The organism is Nocardia sp. NBC_01329, from assembly GCF_035956715.1.
GTDB lineage: Bacteria > Actinomycetota > Actinomycetes > Mycobacteriales > Mycobacteriaceae > Nocardia.
Window position 1 is genome coordinate 2,228,339 of the sequence record NZ_CP108381.1, and the last position, 15,754, is coordinate 2,244,092.

General features: G+C 67.8%; 15 protein-coding genes. 5 read left to right on the forward strand and 10 right to left on the reverse strand.

Annotation, left to right across the window (positions count from 1 at the left end; genetic code table 11):
- Positions 1 to 35: 35 nt before the first annotated feature.
- The 4 genes from OG405_RS10465 to OG405_RS10480 are packed head-to-tail and all read right to left on the reverse strand — an operon-like array spanning position 36 to position 4,249.
- Positions 36 to 1,475 carry a GuaB1 family IMP dehydrogenase-related protein gene (locus tag OG405_RS10465; RefSeq protein WP_327151423.1) on the reverse strand — a complete coding sequence of 480 codons (1,440 nt, stop codon included), beginning with the start codon at positions 1,473 to 1,475 and terminating at the stop codon, positions 36 to 38.
- 49 nt (positions 1,476 to 1,524) lie between these two features.
- Positions 1,525 to 2,886 carry a DEAD/DEAH box helicase gene (locus tag OG405_RS10470; protein ID WP_327151424.1) on the reverse strand — a complete coding sequence of 454 codons (1,362 nt, stop codon included), beginning with the start codon at positions 2,884 to 2,886 and terminating at the stop codon, positions 1,525 to 1,527.
- Entirely contained in the window at positions 2,879 to 3,817 is a 939-nt protein-coding gene (locus OG405_RS10475) for a M56 family metallopeptidase (protein WP_327151425.1), read from the reverse strand. Before OG405_RS10475 ends, OG405_RS10470 begins: the two co-directional genes overlap by 8 nt.
- A 54-nt stretch (positions 3,818 to 3,871) precedes the next feature.
- The gene (locus OG405_RS10480) at positions 3,872 to 4,249 is read right to left on the reverse strand and encodes a BlaI/MecI/CopY family transcriptional regulator (protein WP_327151426.1); all 378 of its coding nucleotides are present in this window, start codon (positions 4,247 to 4,249) and stop codon (positions 3,872 to 3,874) included.
- 276 nt (positions 4,250 to 4,525) lie between these two features.
- On the opposite strand from OG405_RS10480, the gene OG405_RS10485 reads away from it, so the two are divergent.
- Positions 4,526 to 5,236, forward strand: coding sequence for a hypothetical protein (locus tag OG405_RS10485; protein ID WP_327151427.1), 711 nt, complete (start codon positions 4,526 to 4,528; stop codon positions 5,234 to 5,236).
- A 187-nt stretch (positions 5,237 to 5,423) separates the two neighbouring features.
- Positions 5,424 to 5,867, forward strand: coding sequence for a PaaI family thioesterase (locus OG405_RS10490; RefSeq protein ID WP_327151428.1), 444 nt, complete (start codon positions 5,424 to 5,426; stop codon positions 5,865 to 5,867).
- A gap of 69 nt (positions 5,868 to 5,936) precedes the next feature.
- On the opposite strand, the gene OG405_RS10495 is transcribed toward OG405_RS10490, so the two are convergent.
- Positions 5,937 to 6,701, reverse strand: a complete 765-nt coding sequence (locus OG405_RS10495) for an SDR family oxidoreductase (protein WP_327151429.1) — start codon at positions 6,699 to 6,701, stop codon at positions 5,937 to 5,939.
- A gap of 195 nt (positions 6,702 to 6,896) precedes the next feature.
- Here OG405_RS10495 and OG405_RS10500 point away from each other — a divergent pair, with 195 nt between their 5' ends.
- Together OG405_RS10500 and OG405_RS10505 are read left to right on the forward strand one after the other, a co-directional pair.
- Positions 6,897 to 8,528 (forward strand): ABC-F family ATP-binding cassette domain-containing protein, encoded by a 1,632-nt coding sequence (locus OG405_RS10500; protein WP_327151430.1) that lies wholly within the window; start codon positions 6,897 to 6,899, stop codon positions 8,526 to 8,528.
- A gap of 82 nt (positions 8,529 to 8,610) precedes the next feature.
- On the forward strand, positions 8,611 to 8,844 hold the full coding sequence (locus OG405_RS10505; RefSeq protein ID WP_058856329.1) for a helix-turn-helix domain-containing protein: 234 nt from the start codon (positions 8,611 to 8,613) through the stop codon (positions 8,842 to 8,844).
- Between the two features lie 74 nt (positions 8,845 to 8,918).
- Here the strand turns inward: OG405_RS10505 and OG405_RS10510 are convergent, their stop codons facing one another.
- The 5 genes from OG405_RS10510 to acnA all read right to left on the reverse strand — a co-directional run bounded on the left by OG405_RS10510 (position 8,919) and on the right by acnA (position 14,716).
- The gene (locus OG405_RS10510) at positions 8,919 to 9,881 is read right to left on the reverse strand and encodes a hypothetical protein (protein WP_327151431.1); all 963 of its coding nucleotides are present in this window, start codon (positions 9,879 to 9,881) and stop codon (positions 8,919 to 8,921) included.
- A gap of 12 nt (positions 9,882 to 9,893) precedes the next feature.
- Positions 9,894 to 10,334 carry a hypothetical protein gene (locus tag OG405_RS10515; protein WP_327151432.1) on the reverse strand — a complete coding sequence of 147 codons (441 nt, stop codon included), beginning with the start codon at positions 10,332 to 10,334 and terminating at the stop codon, positions 9,894 to 9,896.
- Positions 10,335 to 10,545: 211 nt separating this feature from the next.
- The gene (locus OG405_RS10520) at positions 10,546 to 10,962 is read right to left on the reverse strand and encodes an acyl-CoA thioesterase (RefSeq protein ID WP_327151433.1); all 417 of its coding nucleotides are present in this window, start codon (positions 10,960 to 10,962) and stop codon (positions 10,546 to 10,548) included.
- 236 nt (positions 10,963 to 11,198) lie between these two features.
- Positions 11,199 to 11,765, reverse strand: a complete 567-nt coding sequence (locus OG405_RS10525; protein WP_327151434.1) for a TetR/AcrR family transcriptional regulator — start codon at positions 11,763 to 11,765, stop codon at positions 11,199 to 11,201.
- Between the two features lie 146 nt (positions 11,766 to 11,911).
- Positions 11,912 to 14,716 carry an aconitate hydratase AcnA gene (gene acnA, locus OG405_RS10530; RefSeq protein ID WP_327151435.1) on the reverse strand — a complete coding sequence of 935 codons (2,805 nt, stop codon included), beginning with the start codon at positions 14,714 to 14,716 and terminating at the stop codon, positions 11,912 to 11,914.
- Positions 14,717 to 15,063: 347 nt separating this feature from the next.
- Between acnA and OG405_RS10535 the strand changes: the two genes are divergently transcribed.
- Positions 15,064 to 15,639, forward strand: a complete 576-nt coding sequence (locus OG405_RS10535) for an Rv1476 family membrane protein (protein ID WP_327151436.1) — start codon at positions 15,064 to 15,066, stop codon at positions 15,637 to 15,639.
- The last annotated feature ends 115 nt before the right edge of the window (positions 15,640 to 15,754 follow it).

A 15,754-nucleotide genomic window follows, 5' to 3' on the forward strand; every position in this document is an offset into this window, starting at 1 on the left:
CGCGGTGGCGGCGTCGTCCGGTGATGTGGCCGGGGTCACCACCCGCCCGGCAGCGGACGGCCCTCGGCGAACCCGGCCGCCGACTGCACGCCGATCACCGCGCGATCGTGGAATTCCGCGAGGGTGCGCGCACCGGCGTAGGTGCAGGCGCTGCGGACACCGGAACAGATGTGGTCGATGAGATCCTCCACCCCGGGACGTTCCGGATCCAGTTGCATCCGAGAACTGGAGATACCCTCCTCGAACAGGGCTTTGCGGGCCCGCTCGTAGCCGTGATCGGTGGCGGTACGGGCCGCGACGGCGCGTTTGGAGGCCATACCGAAGCTCTCCTTGTACGCATCGCCGTTCCGATCTATCCGCAGGTCACCGGGAGATTCGTAGGTACCGGCGAACCAGGAGCCGATCATCACGTTCGAGGCCCCCGCGGCGAGCGCCAGAGCGACATCGCGCGGATGGCGGACACCACCGTCCGCCCAGATGTGGGCACCCAGATCAGCGGCCGCCGCCGCGCATTCGGCCACCGCGGAGAACTGCGGCCGGCCCACCCCGGTCATCATCCGGGTAGTGCACATCGCGCCCGGTCCGACTCCGACCTTGACGATATCGGCGCCGGCCTCGATCAGATGCCGGGTGCCCTCGGCCGATACGGTGTTACCGGCGACCAGTGGGACGCCCAGCCCGAGATCCCGGATGCCGCGCAGGGTTTCCAGCATCTTCACCTGATGGCCGTGCGCGGTGTCCACCACCAGCACGTCGGCGCCCGCGTCCACCAGCGCCTTGGCCTTGGCCGGTACGTCCCCGTTGATCCCGACCGCGGCCGCGATCCGCAACTTCCCGCCGTCGTCGACCGCCGGGCGATAGATCCCGTCGCGCACGGCGCCGGTGCGAGTGAGCACCCCGGCGAGGGTGCCGTCCGGGGCGACCAGTACGGCGGGCCCGTCGCTGTGCGCGGCTTCGAGGCGGTCGAAGATCTCGGCGGCTTCCGAGGTCGCCGAGACGGTGACGAAGTCGGTGCTGGCGATCTCGTGCAGCCGGGCGAACCGATCGACGTCCGCACAAGCGGCCTCGGTGACCAGCCCGACCGGCCGCCCGTTGTCGACCACCACGACCGCGCCGTGGGCCCGTTTGTGGATCAGGGCCAGGGCATCGGAGACCGAATGATCACCGGTCAGCGTGACGGGGGTATCGGCGATCAGCGAACGGCTCTTGACGAAGGCGATGGTCTCGGCGACGGCGCTGTTGGGCAGGTCCTGCGGCAGCACCACGATCCCGCCGCGCCGGGCCACGGTTTCGGCCATCCGCCGACCGGCGACCGCGGTCATATTGGCGACGACCAAGGGAATGGTGGTGCCGGAGCCGTCGGCCGTCGCCAGGTCGACGTCGAACCGGGAGGCGATATCGGTGCGGTTCGGAACCAGGAAGACGTCGTTGTAGGTCAGGTCGTACGGCGGGTGATGTCCGGGGAGAAACTGCACTGCGCCCATGGTAATCGGGAAGGCTCTCCCGCGTGGGGGCCTGACGGATTCACCGGGCCGGGCGGCGGCGGGGCCGGCGGCCGGGCGAGGGTTTCGCATCGCCGCCACGGGCCCGGCCCCGGGCGACCGGGCCTCGGTGGTGGCCGCGCTGGGCGGTCGGTGGGCTCGCGGGGGCTTCCACCGCAGCGGGACCGGGTGGGGTGCGCGCACCGGTGAGCCGGCGGATCTCCCGGTCGCCCGGTCGCACTGTGTGCTCGACCACCTGGACGCCGGCGGCGCCGGTCAGTGCGGCTACCTCGGCGCGCTGGTCCGGGGTGACCACGGTGATCACCGTCCCGCTCGCGCCCGCCCGGGCCGTGCGCCCGGCCCGATGGACGTAGTCCTTGGCATCGGCGGGCGGATCGGCGTGCACCACCAGCGAGATCGCGTCCACGTGGATACCGCGGGCGGCGATATCGGTGGCGACCAGCGCGGAGATATTGCCGTCGGCGAAGGCCTCCAGGGTCCGGATCCGCCGGTTCTGTGCTTTGCCTCCGTGCAGCGCCGCGACACGGATCCCTTGGTCGCGTAGCCGGCGGGTGAGTTTCTCGGCGCCGTACTGGGTGCGGGCGAACAGCAGTGTGCGGCCCTCGCGGGCGGCGATCTCGGCGAGCACCGCGGGTTTGTCCGCGACCTCGACGAACAGCAAGTGATGGGTCGCGGTGGTGGTCTCCGGTTCCGCGGCCACGGAGTGGGTGACCGGCTCGCGCAGATACCGCCGGACCAGATCCTGCACGGAGTCGTCGTCCAGAGTCGCGGAGAACAGCAACCGCTGCCCGTCGCGGGGGATGAGATCGAGTAGCCGGCGGACCTGCGGCAGGAAACCGAAATCGGCCATATGGTCGGCCTCGTCGATCGCGGTGATCCGGACCGCGTCGAGTACTGCGGCGCCCTGTTCGACCAGGTCGGCGAGGCGCCCGGGAGTCGCGATCAGCAGGTCCACACCGCGCTGGAGCTTCTCGCTCTGCCGGGCCAGGGGCATACCACCCACCGCTGTGCCGAGGCGTAATCCCAGGGCGAAGGGTTCGAGTGCTCGCTCGATCTGCAAGGCGAGTTCCCGGGTGGGGGCGAGGATCAGGCCCCGGGGGGCGCGGACGATCGCCGGCGCACCGGCCAGGCGGGCGAGGATCGGCAGTCCGAACGCCAGCGTTTTCCCGGAGCCGGTGGGCGCGCGGCCGAGCACATCGTGACCGGCCAGCGCGTCGGGTACGGCCGCGGCCTGGATGGGGAGCGGTTCGGTGATTCCCTCGCGTCGCAGTGCCTGCACAGTGAGTACCGGCAGTCCGAGCCGGGCGAAGGGCGGGGGAGTACGGAGTGCGCCCGTGTTCGGATCGGCCGAGCTCCCGGCGTCCGATGTCGTGGGCTCAGGCACGGAACAACCGGCTCAACTCGACCAGCCAGGGGATCGCGACGGCCAGGGTCGGTACCACCAGAATGGCGATCGAGGCGAGATAGGCGGCGCCGGCGATGCGGAAATCGCCCAGTGGACCGGCCAGCCGCTGGATGCGGATCAGGGTGCTGGGTCCGCCCACCGCCAGCGCGCCCTGCGGGGCGGTGGATTTCGAGCACGCCACCAGTGCCCTGGCCAGTGGTTTGGGACCGGTGACCTTGACCGCGGAATCGTCGGCGAGAAGTTCGATCAGCAGTTTCACGGAATCCAGCGCGGATTTGCTGCGGACGAACCGCGGGAAGGCCTCGTGCGCGGCGGTGAACGCCTCCAGCACCAGATCGTGCCGGGCTCGAAGATGGGACCGTTCATGGCTGAGGATGGCGGTGAGCTCCTGCTCGTTCAGATTGTCGAGGGTGCCGGCGCTCACCACGACCCGCCGCCGCAGCCCCGGCAGACAGTAGGCGATGGGTTCGGTGGACGAGAGCACCCGGATATCGGCGGCGCGCCGGACCGGGCCGCTCTGGTCGAGCAGATCCACCAGCATGCGGTGCTTGGCGCGGCGGCGGCGAGTGTGCACCCCTACCCGGATCGACGCGTACACGAGCCGGGCGCCGACCAACAGGGTGAGCATGAACACCGAAACGTAGGCCAGCCACAGCGGCAGACCCAGCGCATCGATCTCATCGGTGGGTTTGGTCGTGGGCCGGCCGTCGTGGCCGGGGACCAGGAGTTCGGCCGCGATGGCGAGCCCGGAGCTGAAAGCGCTGAGCACCGCGGCCAGCGCAATGGCTTGCCAGAGCACGAGGGCGGCGCGGGGCACGCGATAGGTCCAGGTCGCCCTGCTGAGCGATTCCGGTACGGGACCGGCGAGAAGCAAGGCAAGTACGGCGAATGCCGGTGCTGCTGCGTTCATCGACTCTGCTCACTGCGTTGTGGGGCCAGGGTCCGAGGTCGGTCGCTGCGGGGGCTAGTTGTCCTCGGTTGCTTCGAGCTTAGCGAGTGCGTCCCGTAGGGCCGCGGCCTCGTCCTTGCCGACCTGCTCCACGAAGTGCACCAGGGCCGCGGCCCGGCTCCCGGCCTCGTCCGCCTGTTGCAGCGCGTCCATCATGAGACCGGCGACCAGCTCGTCGCGGGTGTGTACGGGAGCGTACCGGTGGGCGCGGTCGTCGCGCCGCTGTACCACCAGATTCTTCTTCGCGAGACGCTGCAGCACGGTCATCACCGTGGTGTACGCGAGTTCGCGGCGCGCCGACAGGGCCTCGTGGACCTGCCGGACCGTTTGTGGTTCATCGGTCGACCACAGTTGGTCCATAACCGCTTTCTCGAGCTCACCAAGTCCAGCCATCTCTTGATTTTACGACGACAACGACGCTGTGCCGTACTACAGGGTGTCGTAACCGCGTGGGATAGATCATAGGTCGTGAGACACCGGATAGGCCGGATGCGTGGTGCGGGGTCCGGTGCCGGGGTGGTTGCGGGCGGGTGCGGCCGACACAAGGGAGCCCGGGGTCGTCACGGGCTCGTTACAACCTTGTTCGCGAGAAACACTTGCTAGGTCTGGTAAGGCTAACCTATCTTTCGATCAAGTCGTTGCTGCGACGCCGATCTCGAGGAGGTTCGAATGTCCGAACTGGCCACCACTGTGCGCATCCCCCGTCCGTACGAGGCGCCGTTCGGGTCGGCGTGTTCCCGGTTGCGGTCCCTGCAGCCGGAGCATCCGCGCGTCTACGCCGCCGCTGCCATGGCCGAACAGGGCAAGCGACGCTGGTGGGCGCTGTCGACAGGTCTGCGCGAGGGCCGGATCGAGCTGATGTACCGGCGGCACGCGGCGGAGATGATCAGCGCGACGGCCGCGTCGGAGGTGGTGGCGACTGCGTTCATCCATGCTGTGGTCGGTCGGGTCGCGGCGTTGTGGATCGCCGACGGCCGCGCCTGGGATCCCGGATTGGAGAATGTCTGGATCCATACCGACAACGACGGGGGCATCGACTGGGCCGGGCTGGCCGACACCACGATCCGCGTCGTGGCCGGCGATCCATTCGAAGGTGCGCCCGGGGTGGTGTCGCTGCCGTGTGAGCGGGCGATGTGGGTGTGGCTGGCCTATCGCTGCGAACCCTCGCTGCTGCTCGTGCAAGGCGCGCTGGCTCGGTGTGCGGGCCTGAGTCCGCGCCGCTTCTGGGCGCTGGTGGCCGAATCCGTCTCCGGCGCCACGACGTACGTCCCGGATCTGGCCCGCACCGATCCGGTGGCGGGTGCGCGGCGGGGGCAAGGATTGCTGATGGCGCTGGAAGATCGTGGGATGGCGATCCGGCGCGCCCAGCGTGTTGCTTAGTTAGGTAAGCCTGGCCTATACTCGAAACCGGCGTACGGATCGCGCGAGAGTCCCGAGGGCTGCGGTGACCCCCGGTCCAATGCCCGCGGCGGGCCCCACCCTGAGGTGGGGCCCGCCGCTTCGATTTCCACCCGTGACCGCCGGGCCCGCGCTCCTGACCCGGACTCGGCATGCGATCGTGGGAGCCATGACCGAACAGCAGACCCGCCCCTCATCGGTGGCCGATCTCAGCCCCGAGCAACTCAACGAGATCAGCAAGGGAACCTTCGCGGATCTGCTCGGTCTGCGCGTGACCGAGCTGGGGCCCGATCGCGTATGCGGGGTATGGAACGTCACCCCGCAGCTGCACCAGCCCGCCGGCATCCAGAACGGCGGAGTGCTGTGCACCGTGGTGGAGACCCTCGCCAGCACCGGCGGCGCCGCCTGGTACGGCGAACGCGGCGTGGTGGTCGGGGTCAACAACAACACCGATTTCCTGCGCGGCGTCCGTGACGGGCAGCTGAGCGCCGAGGCCACCCCGCTGCATCGCGGCGGAACGCAGCAGCTGTGGCAGGTGGTGATCACCGACGAGGACGGCCGGCTGATCGCACGCGGCCAGGTCCGGTTGCAGAACCTCCCGCACCGCTCCTGACCGCCACGAGCCGGTGGGACGACAAGGGCCGGGGCAGTGCACACACCGCCCCGGCCCTGATCGATGGATTCAGAGACCGCCGGTCGACAGCAGGCCGCCGTCGACACGCACCGTCTCACCGGTGATCCAGGCCGCCTGGTCGGAGGCCAGGAACGCGATCAGCCGCGCCACATCCTCCGGCGAACCCAGCCGCTTCATCGGGTAGAGCTGCGCGGCCGCCTCTTCGTCCGCCGAGTACAGGGCGTCGGCGAAACTGGTCTTCACCACCCCGGGCGCCACCGCGTTGACGCGGATCTTCGGGCCGAGCTGCCAGGCCAATTCGTCGGTGAGCCGGATCAACGCCGCCTTGGAAGCGCCGTAGGCCGCGATCACCCCGGTCGAGCGGATACCGGCCACACTGGCCACATTCACCACGGCGCCGCCGTGCTCGCCCATCCACGCCTTGTACGCCTCCTGGATATAGCCCAGCGCGGCCACGACGTTGACGTCGAAGATCTTGCGCACCGCATCGAGGTCGGCTTCCATCAGCGCGCCGTACACCGGGTTGATCCCGGTGTTGTTGATCAGGATGTCCAGCGAACCGAATTCGGCGACCGCGCGCTGTACGGCGGCGCTGCGCGCCTCGTCGTCGCCGGAGTTCCCGGCCAGGGCGACGACCTCCCCCTGATGCCCCAGCGCCCGCAGCTCGGCGGCCGCTTTCTCCAGTGGTTCGGGCTTGCGCGCGGTGATCAGCACATTCGCGCCGCGGCTCAGCAGCTCGGCGGCCACCGCGTAGCCGATACCACGGCTGGCCCCGGAGACCAGCGCACTCTTGCCCAACAGATCGGTGCTCATATCCGGGCACGTTACCGTGCCCGGGTCCGCGCCCTCGGCGGGCACGGACCGCCCGGCGGCCGCCGTGACCGAGCGGTGGCGTGGGCCGGGTAAAATCGGTGGTTCCATGTCCGGACACATCCGATGATCGGTGGATGGGCCCACTGTCGGGCGAGCCGGGCCGCTGCCCCCAACCCGTGTTCCTAGGAGATATCTGTGATCACCGCGACCGACCTCGAGGTCCGGGCCGGCGTCCGCACCCTGCTGTCCGCGCCCGGCCCGGCGCTGCGGGTACAGGCCGGCGATCGGATCGGCCTGGTCGGGCGTAACGGTGCCGGTAAGACCACCACGTTGCGCATCCTGGCGGGTGAGGGTGAGCCCTATGCCGGGACGCTCACGCGATCCAGCGACATCGGTTATCTCCCGCAGGACCCCCGCGAGGGGAATCTCGACGTCCTGGCCCGGGACCGGGTGCTCTCGGCCCGCGGTCTGGACGCGCTGATCCGCGATATGGAGAAGCAACAGGCACTGATGGCCGAACTGGCCGACGAGACCGAACGTGAACGCGCTGTCCGCAAGTACGGCCGCCTGGAGGACCGGTTCTCCGCCCTCGGTGGGTATGTGGCCGAGAGCGAGGCGGCCCGTATCTGCAACAGCCTGGGGCTGCCGGATCGAGTGCTGGACCAGGCGCTGCGGACCCTGTCCGGTGGTCAGCGGCGGCGAATCGAACTGGCGCGCATCCTTTTCGCCGCCTCCGACGGCAGCGGCGGCCGGTCCGACACCACACTGCTGCTGGACGAGCCCACCAACCACCTCGACGCCGATTCCATCACCTGGTTGCGCGGCTTCCTGCAGAACCACAGCGGTGGCCTGATCGTGATCAGCCACGATGTCGAACTGCTCGCCGACGTGGTCAACAAGGTGTGGTTCCTCGACGCGGTGCGCGGTGAAGCCGATGTCTACAACATGAGCTGGCAGAAGTACCTCGACGCCCGCGCGACCGACGAACAGCGCCGCCGCCGGGAGCGGGCCAATGCGGAGAAGAAGGCGTCGGCGTTGCGTGTCCAGGCGGCCAAGCTCGGTGCCAAGGCCACCAAAGCCGTTGCCGCGCAGAACATGGCCAAACGTGCCGACCGGCTGATGTCGGAACTGGACGAGGTACGCGTGGCCGACAAGGTCGCCCGGATCAAGTTCCCCGAACCGGCCCCCTGCGGGAAGACCCCGCTGATGGCGGAGAACCTCACCAAGGTCTACGGGTCGCTCGAGATCTTCACCGGAGTGGACCTGGCCATCGATCGGGGCAGCCGGGTGGTGGTGCTCGGTCTCAACGGCGCCGGTAAGACCACATTGCTGCGGCTCCTGGCCGGTACCGAGGAGCCCACCGCCGGTGGCCTGGTGCCCGGTCACGGGCTCAAGGTGGGGTATTTCGCCCAGGAGCACGACACCCTCGACGATTCGGCTTCTGTCTGGGAGAACATCCGGCACGCGGCGCCGGACGCGGGTGAACAGGAGCTGCGCGGCCTGCTGGGTGCCTTCATGTTCACCGGTCCGCAGCTCGAGCAGCCCGCCGGGACGTTGTCCGGTGGTGAGAAGACCCGGCTCGCGCTGGCCGGACTCGTCTCCTCGGCCGCCAACGTGCTGCTGCTCGACGAACCCACGAACAACCTCGACCCGATCTCGCGGGAACAGGTCCTCGACGCGCTGCGCACCTATGCGGGCGCGGTGGTACTCGTAACGCACGATCCGGGCGCCGCCGAGGCCCTGAACCCGGAACGGGTGATCTTGCTCCCGGACGGCACCGAGGACCATTGGTCCGCCGAGTACCTGGAATTGATTCAGCTCGCGTGAGTTTCATCACAAGAACTTATTGCCGGATGGTCGCGGAGTGCTTAGCCTGAGAGTGACGCTGCTCGGCGACTCGGAGGAAGCCATGGGCGACAGGCCGGTACAGAGCAAGAGCACATTGGGCAAGGGCACCCGCGTCACGGGTAAGTCACGGGATCGCCTGCAAAACCAGTTGAAGAAACAATACGAGGCGGGGGCGAGTATCCGGTCGCTGGCACGTGCGACCGGACGCTCCTACGGGTTCATCCACAACGTGCTGACGGAGTCGCATGTGCAACTCCGCAGCCGTGGTGGTGCCAACCGCCGTAAAGCTCGCTAGTTCACGGTATTCGCAGGCTCCACCGCCCGGGCTGACCCGCCCGGGCGGCGGGGCTCGCATGTGACGTGGCACGCTCACCAGCCGGAGACGGAGCCGTCTCCGTAAGCCATGAGATTGGCGAGACTGGTGAAGATCGGCAGCCCGGTCTTGATCTCGAGATAGGCGAACTGCCCCTGCGGGTTGACCTCGAGGAAGTAGTACTCGCCGTCGAGGCCCACCCGGAGATCGAGCACGCCGAAACTCAGGCCCAGTGTGCCCATCAGCGTCGCCAGCGATTTGCTGACACCGGCCGGTAGGAGCGCGGGTGCGAAATCGACGGAGGTGTCCAGCCGGGAATCCACACGCCCGGCGCCGGCCCGGGAATCGATGCGCACAGCCCACTCCTGTCCGTCCACCCACACCACCCGCAGATCACATTCCGGGTCGATGTAGCGCTGGAAGATGGTGGGCGCCCAGCGGATACCGGTGAGCCGGTCGAGGTCGGCGGCCGCTACCAACCGGGTCTCGGAGAATTCGGCGCGGGAGGTACCGGTGCGTTTGAATACGACTCGGTCGCCACGGGTTTCGATGAACTCGCGAGCAGCGTCCGGATCGTTGGTGACCAGGGTCTCCGGGACCGCGCAGCCGGCCCGGCGCGCGGTGTCCAGTTGGACGATCTTGCGGTGAGCGATCCGGTCGTTCCCGGGATCGTTGATCCACTGGGCGCCCAGCGACCACAGCAGCCCCTGGACGAATCCGTCGCATTCGGCTTGCCGGTAGGCGTCGTCGTCGGCGCGGACGCCCGACGGCACCGAAGCCGGATGGGGGCGTCGCCACCAGACCGACCGGACCTCGTCCAGTCCGTCCAGTCCGGCCAACGATCGCTCGACTCCGGCCTCGTCGAGCCGGAAACTGCCCGGCTCGCGTGGGAAATCCCGGAGATCGAGCCGGAGCGGTGTTATCGCGTGCTGTTCTCGCAGCGTCGCTTCCATGGCGGCGGCGTGCAGATCGTCGGATTCGGAGACGATGAGGATCGCTGCGGTCTCCCGGGTGCTCACCGCGTCGGCCGTTCAGTCGAAACTATCGCTGTGGATACCGTCGTCGCTGGTGTTGTGCGACATGGTCTGAGCACAGGTGAACGTCGCCGGGAATTCGGGGGTGTCGGCCAGGTCGAGTCGCTGGGCCCAGGATTCGGTGAGCCGGTGGAGCTGTGGGTCCCCGCACGCCTCCGACGGCGGTGCCGCGAGCGTCATCGGCCGTTCCACCACGTCGATACGCAGACTCCGGGTGAAATCGGCGGTGCTTCCGAGGCGGATCTCGACACGGACCTCGCGGTCGGTGGTTCGTTCGTCGAGGGAGCGGACGGCGAGTACATCACCGCGGCGGAAGGTCCACGTCCCGTCGGCCACCCGGACGCGGATATCACGGTCGGATTCGCCGGCCAGTACTCCCGTGAGGATGGCGACCGCACCGCATTCGGGTGTGTCGAGGAAGTGGAGGGCATCGGTCATCTGGATTCTCCGATCTTGCTCGCAGTGTGCCACGCCCCGAGCGCGTCCGGATCATATCGCCGTACGGCGGCTCCGGCTGCCGATATCGCCGGATTTCCCCTGTTCGGATACCTGATCTTGTTTTCGGAAATTTTCCTGTGGCGGAAGATTTCCGGAAGTTGGGCGGAGGCCGGGCGCCGAAGAATTGTTTGCCCGATCGGTCTGCCGACGATCAGAGTCCGAGTAGCCCCGGATTCGTGGCCAGTTCGCGGAAACGGCCACCCGGATCGGCGAGCAACTTCCGAGCGTCCAGGTCGAGCAATCCGCCGATCACCGCCACCTCGGCCGACAGAGTGCCGTCGGTACGGATCATCTCCTGCCGGATCCGGTAGGTCTTCCCGCTGCCCCATTCGAATTCACAGGTGACCCGGAAATCGTCCCCGACGCGCAGTTCGCGCCGGTATTTGATGGTGCTCTCCAGGACCACCGGCCCCACTCGGGCGGCGACCAGTTTGTCTGCCTTCAGGCCTGCGGCGACGAGGAACTCCCAGCGGGCGTGTTCGGCGTATTGCAGGTAGACCGCCTGATTGACATGGCCTTGGACATCGAGTTCGTAACCGCGGACGGTTACGGGGACGGAGAAGGTCATAGCGGTGCGAACCCGGCGGAGATCGCGGTTGTTCCCGGTTCAGCGGCGCCGGGCGATGCGGTCGAGTGGCCGAATCCGGCGGCCATGGTGGTCTTCGGCCGCCTCGGCCGGCCGGCGGTCGTGGCCGAGCGGGAGATCGAGGCGGTATTCCTCGCCCGCGGCCTACGGCGGGGAGAATTCGACGTACTGGAATCCGGGAGCTGACCGCGCCGGGGCGCGGGCCGGGTGGTGCGCGCTCAGTGCCGGCGGCGTACCGATGCTTCCACGAGGTCCAATACGGCGGTGAGGTTTTCGTTGGTATGGCCCGACGCGATACGGGCGATGAGACCGTCCAGCACCAGATCGAGATAGCCCAGCAGGACATCGGTGGGCACATCGTCGCGCAGCGCCCCGGCCGCTTTACGGCGCTCGAGGCGCGCCAGGGTGGCAGCGGTGAGTTCGGCCGACCGCTGGGTCCAGCCTGCCCGGAATTCCGGATCGGTGCGTAGCCGCCGGGCGATCTCGAGCCGGGTACCCAACCAGTTGTACTCCTGAGGGTCGGCGAGCATATTCCGCATCACCTGCACCAGGCCCTGGTTGGCCGCTACCTCGGCCATCCGCTCGGCGTCGTCCTGGGCCAACGCGAAGAAGAGCGCGTCCTTATCGCGGTAATGATGGAAGATGGCACCGCGGGACAGGCCGATGGCCTCCTCCAGGCGCCGGACCGTGGCGCCGTCGTACCCGAACTCGGCGAAGCAGCGACGGGCGCCGTCGAGTATCTGTGTGCGCCGGGCGGCCAGATGATCTTCGCTGACCTTGGGCATCGTTCTCCTTCAACGGATATACGAACCCCGCGCGGCGGATCACCGCGCGGGGCCATCAGATTACGAGCGAACGATCCAGTGACTTGCCGTCACCCTCGCCACCCCGCCCGAGCGAGTCTCACGAACACGCTCCGGCGGCGGCGCAATCAGTTGCGGATCATATTCCGCAGGACATACTGCAGAATGCCGCCGTTGCGGTAGTAATCGGCTTCACCGGGGGTGTCGATGCGAACCACCGCGTCGAACTCGATCTTCGAGCCGTCGTCCTTGGTCGCGGTGACGTGCACGGTGGCCGGTGTGGTGCCCGAGTTGAGCTCCTCGATGCCCTCGATGTCGAAGACTTCGGTACCGGTCAGGCCCAGCGATTCGGCCGATTCGCCCGCCGGGAACTGCAGCGGGATCACACCCATACCGATCAGGTTCGAGCGGTGGATGCGTTCGAACGATTCGACGATCACGGCCCGCACACCCAGCAGGCTGGTGCCCTTGGCGGCCCAGTCACGCGAGGAGCCCGAACCGTACTCCTTACCACCCAGTACGACCAGTGGGATACCGGCCTTCTGGTAGTTCTGCGAGGCGTCGTAGATGAACGCCTGCGGAGCGCCTTCCTGGGTGAAGTCGCGGGTGTAGCCACCCGAGACATCGTCGAGGAGTTGGTTGCGCAGCCGGATGTTGGCGAAGGTGCCGCGGATCATGACCTCGTGGTTACCGCGCCGCGAGCCCAGGGAGTTGTAGTCCTTGCGCGCCACGCCGTGCGAATCGAGGTAGTCGGCGGCCGGGGTGCCCGGTTTGATGGCACCGGCGGGGGAGATGTGGTCGGTGGTGACCGAATCGCCCAGCAGGGCCAGTACGCGCGCGCCCTTGATATCGGCGACCGCCTCCGGCTCCATGCCCATACCGTCGAAATAGGGCGGCTTGCGGACGTAGGTGGAATCGTCGCTCCACTCGAAGGTGTTGCCCTCCGGGGTGGGCAGGCTGCGCCACCGCTCGTCGCCCTTGAAGACATCGGCGTAGGACTTGGTGAACATCTCCTGGCTGATCGCCGACTTGATGGTGTCGTCGATCTCCTGGGCCGAGGGCCAGATGTCCTTCAGGAACACCGGATTGCCCTGGGGATCGGTGCCCAGCGCGTCGTTCTCGAAATCGAAGTCCATGGTGCCCGCGAGCGCGTAGGCGATGACCAGCGGCGGCGAGGCCAGGTAGTTCATCTTCACATCGGGGGAGATGCGACCCTCGAAGTTGCGGTTACCGGACAGCACCGCGGTGACGGTGAGGTCGTTGTCGTTGACCGCCTTGGAGATCTCCTCCGGCAGTGGACCGGTGTTACCGATGCAGGTGGTGCAGCCGTAACCACCCAGGTAGAAGCCGAGCTTCTCCAGGTACGGCCACAGGCCGGCCTTCTCGTAGTAGTCGGTGACGACCTGCGAGCCCGGGGCCATATTGGTCTTCACCCACGGCTTGCTGGACAGGCCCTTCTCCACCGCGTTACGGGCGAGCAGCGCCGCGCCGATCATGACCGACGGGTTGGAGGTGTTGGTGCAGGAGGTGATACCCGCGACCGCGACCGCGCCGTGGTCGAGGATGAACTCACCGCGCTCCTCGGTGACGACCCGCACCGGCTTGGACGGCCGCCCCTGGGAGTTGAGGGCCGCGGACTGCACATCGACGGCGCCGTCGTCGGCGAAGGACAGCGTGGCCGGATCGGAGGCCGGGAACGATTCCTCGACCGCCTCGTCCAGCTGGGAATGCGGTGTCGGGTGCTGATCCTCCACGTAGTTGTGGATGTCCTTGCGGAAGGCGACCTTCGACTCGCTCAGCGCGATACGGTCCTGCGGGCGCTTCGGGCCGGCGATGGAGGGCACCACGGTGCTCAGGTCCAGCTCGAGGTACTCCGAGTAGGTGGGTTCGGCGGCCGGATCATGCCACATACCCTGTTCCTTGGCGTAGGCCTCGACGAGCGCCAGCTGTTCGTCGGTGCGGCCGGTCAGGCGCAGGTAGTTGACGGTCTCCTCGTCGATCGGGAAGATCGCCGCGGTGGAACCGAACTCGGGGCTCATATTGCCCAGGGTGGCGCGGTTGGCCAGCGGCACCTCGGCGACGCCCTGACCGTAGAACTCGACGAACTTGCCGACCACACCGTGCTTGCGCAGCATATCGGTGACGGTGAGCACCACGTCGGTGGCGGTGACACCCGGCTTGATCTCACCGGTGAGCTTGAAACCGACCACACGCGGGATCAGCATGGAGACCGGCTGGCCCAGCATGGCGGCCTCGGCCTCGATACCGCCGACACCCCAGCCCAGTACGCCCAGGCCGTTGACCATGGTGGTGTGCGAGTCGGTGCCGACACAGGTGTCGGGGTAGGCCTGCCCGTTGCGGACCATGACGGTGCGGGCCAGGTACTCGATATTGACCTGGTGCACGATGCCGGTGCCCGGGGGGACGACCTTGAAGTCGTCGAACGCGCCCTGGCCCCAGCGCAGGAACTGGTAACGCTCGCCGTTGCGCTCGTATTCGAGTTCGACATTGCGCTCGAAGGCGTCGGCGCGGCCGAAAACGTCGAGGATGAGCGAGTGGTCGATGACCATCTCGGCCGGGGAGAGCGGATTGACCTTCTCCGGGTCGCCGCCGAGGGCGGAGACGGCCTCACGCATGGTGGCCAGGTCGACCACACATGGGACGCCGGTGAAGTCCTGCATCACCACGCGTGCCGGGGTGAACTGGATCTCGATACTGGGCTGGGCGCTGGGGTCCCAGTCCGCCAGGGCACGGATATGGTCGGCGGTGATGTTCGCGCCGTCCTCGGTGCGCAGCAGATTCTCGGCGAGGACTTTCAGTGCGTACGGGAGTTTCTCGGTGCCGGGTACGGCCGAGAGCCGGAAGATCTCGTAGGAGTTGCTTCCGACCTCGAGGTTGCCCTGGGCGCCGAAAGTATCGATACTTTTCGTCACGTCAGCTCCACTTGTCGGGTGTGCGGACGCCGTCGGCGGGGCTGTGCCGGCGGCGGTACGTCTCTGGCATGAGGTGCCGGCCCGGGAAGGCACCGGTTCCCCGCGATTCCCAACCCTAACAGTACGCTTGTCCTGTGAAAATTTCGGGGCGCCGCGATACACCCGTTCCACGGCGCGCCGCTCCTCGGGCGTGGCGGGAGTAGGGCACCTCTCATCCGTCGCGTAACCTGCTCTCGAGCTGGTCCGAGTTAGCCGGGTGGTGCCGACGGGTACCCCCGCGATTCGTGCCCAGTACGGATTCCCCGTCGCGTCCCCAGACGATGCGGCTCGACCAGACCGGATGGAAGATGACCGTCACCCACACCTCGGCCTTCTCCCTGAGGGCCACCAAGCTCCCGGACGGACTCGATTCGAAGGCCATGACCGAGGTCCGCGACGATCTCGCCGATAATTCGGTGGCCGCCCCCGACGGGGCGGACCAGGACGATCTGGCCGCCATCGTCGATACGGCGCGGGAGCAGGGGATCGCATTGAGCGTGGTGGTGATCGAAGGTAATCCCGGTCATGATTCGGAGCTGCGCGATCTGGCGACCCAGGTGGCCGAGACCGAACACGGCACGGTTCTGGTACTGAGCCAGGACTGGGTGGGAACCTACAGCGACAGCATCAGCCGGGTCCGTCTCGAACTGGCCGAAGATCATGTCCGCGGCGTTCGCCCGGCCGACTCGGTCGATGTGAAGACCCAGACGTTCGTCGACCGGGTTCAGCACGAAGGCATGATCGATCCGACCACGGTCACGATCGTGATCCTGCTCGGATTCATCGCCACCATCGCGGGGCTCGCCTGGCTCAAGGCACGCAGCGGCGTGAAAGCGATACTGCCCGAAGATGATTCGCGCGCCTCGGAGCGAGTGGCCGGATAAGGCCGGTCCGGTGCGTCGCGCAGCGGCGAAAACGATGCCCGATCACTGTCGTGATCGGGCATCGGCGTTCGTCGGGCCAGGTCGGTGGCCGGGTCATCGCGGTGCCGGGACGGCG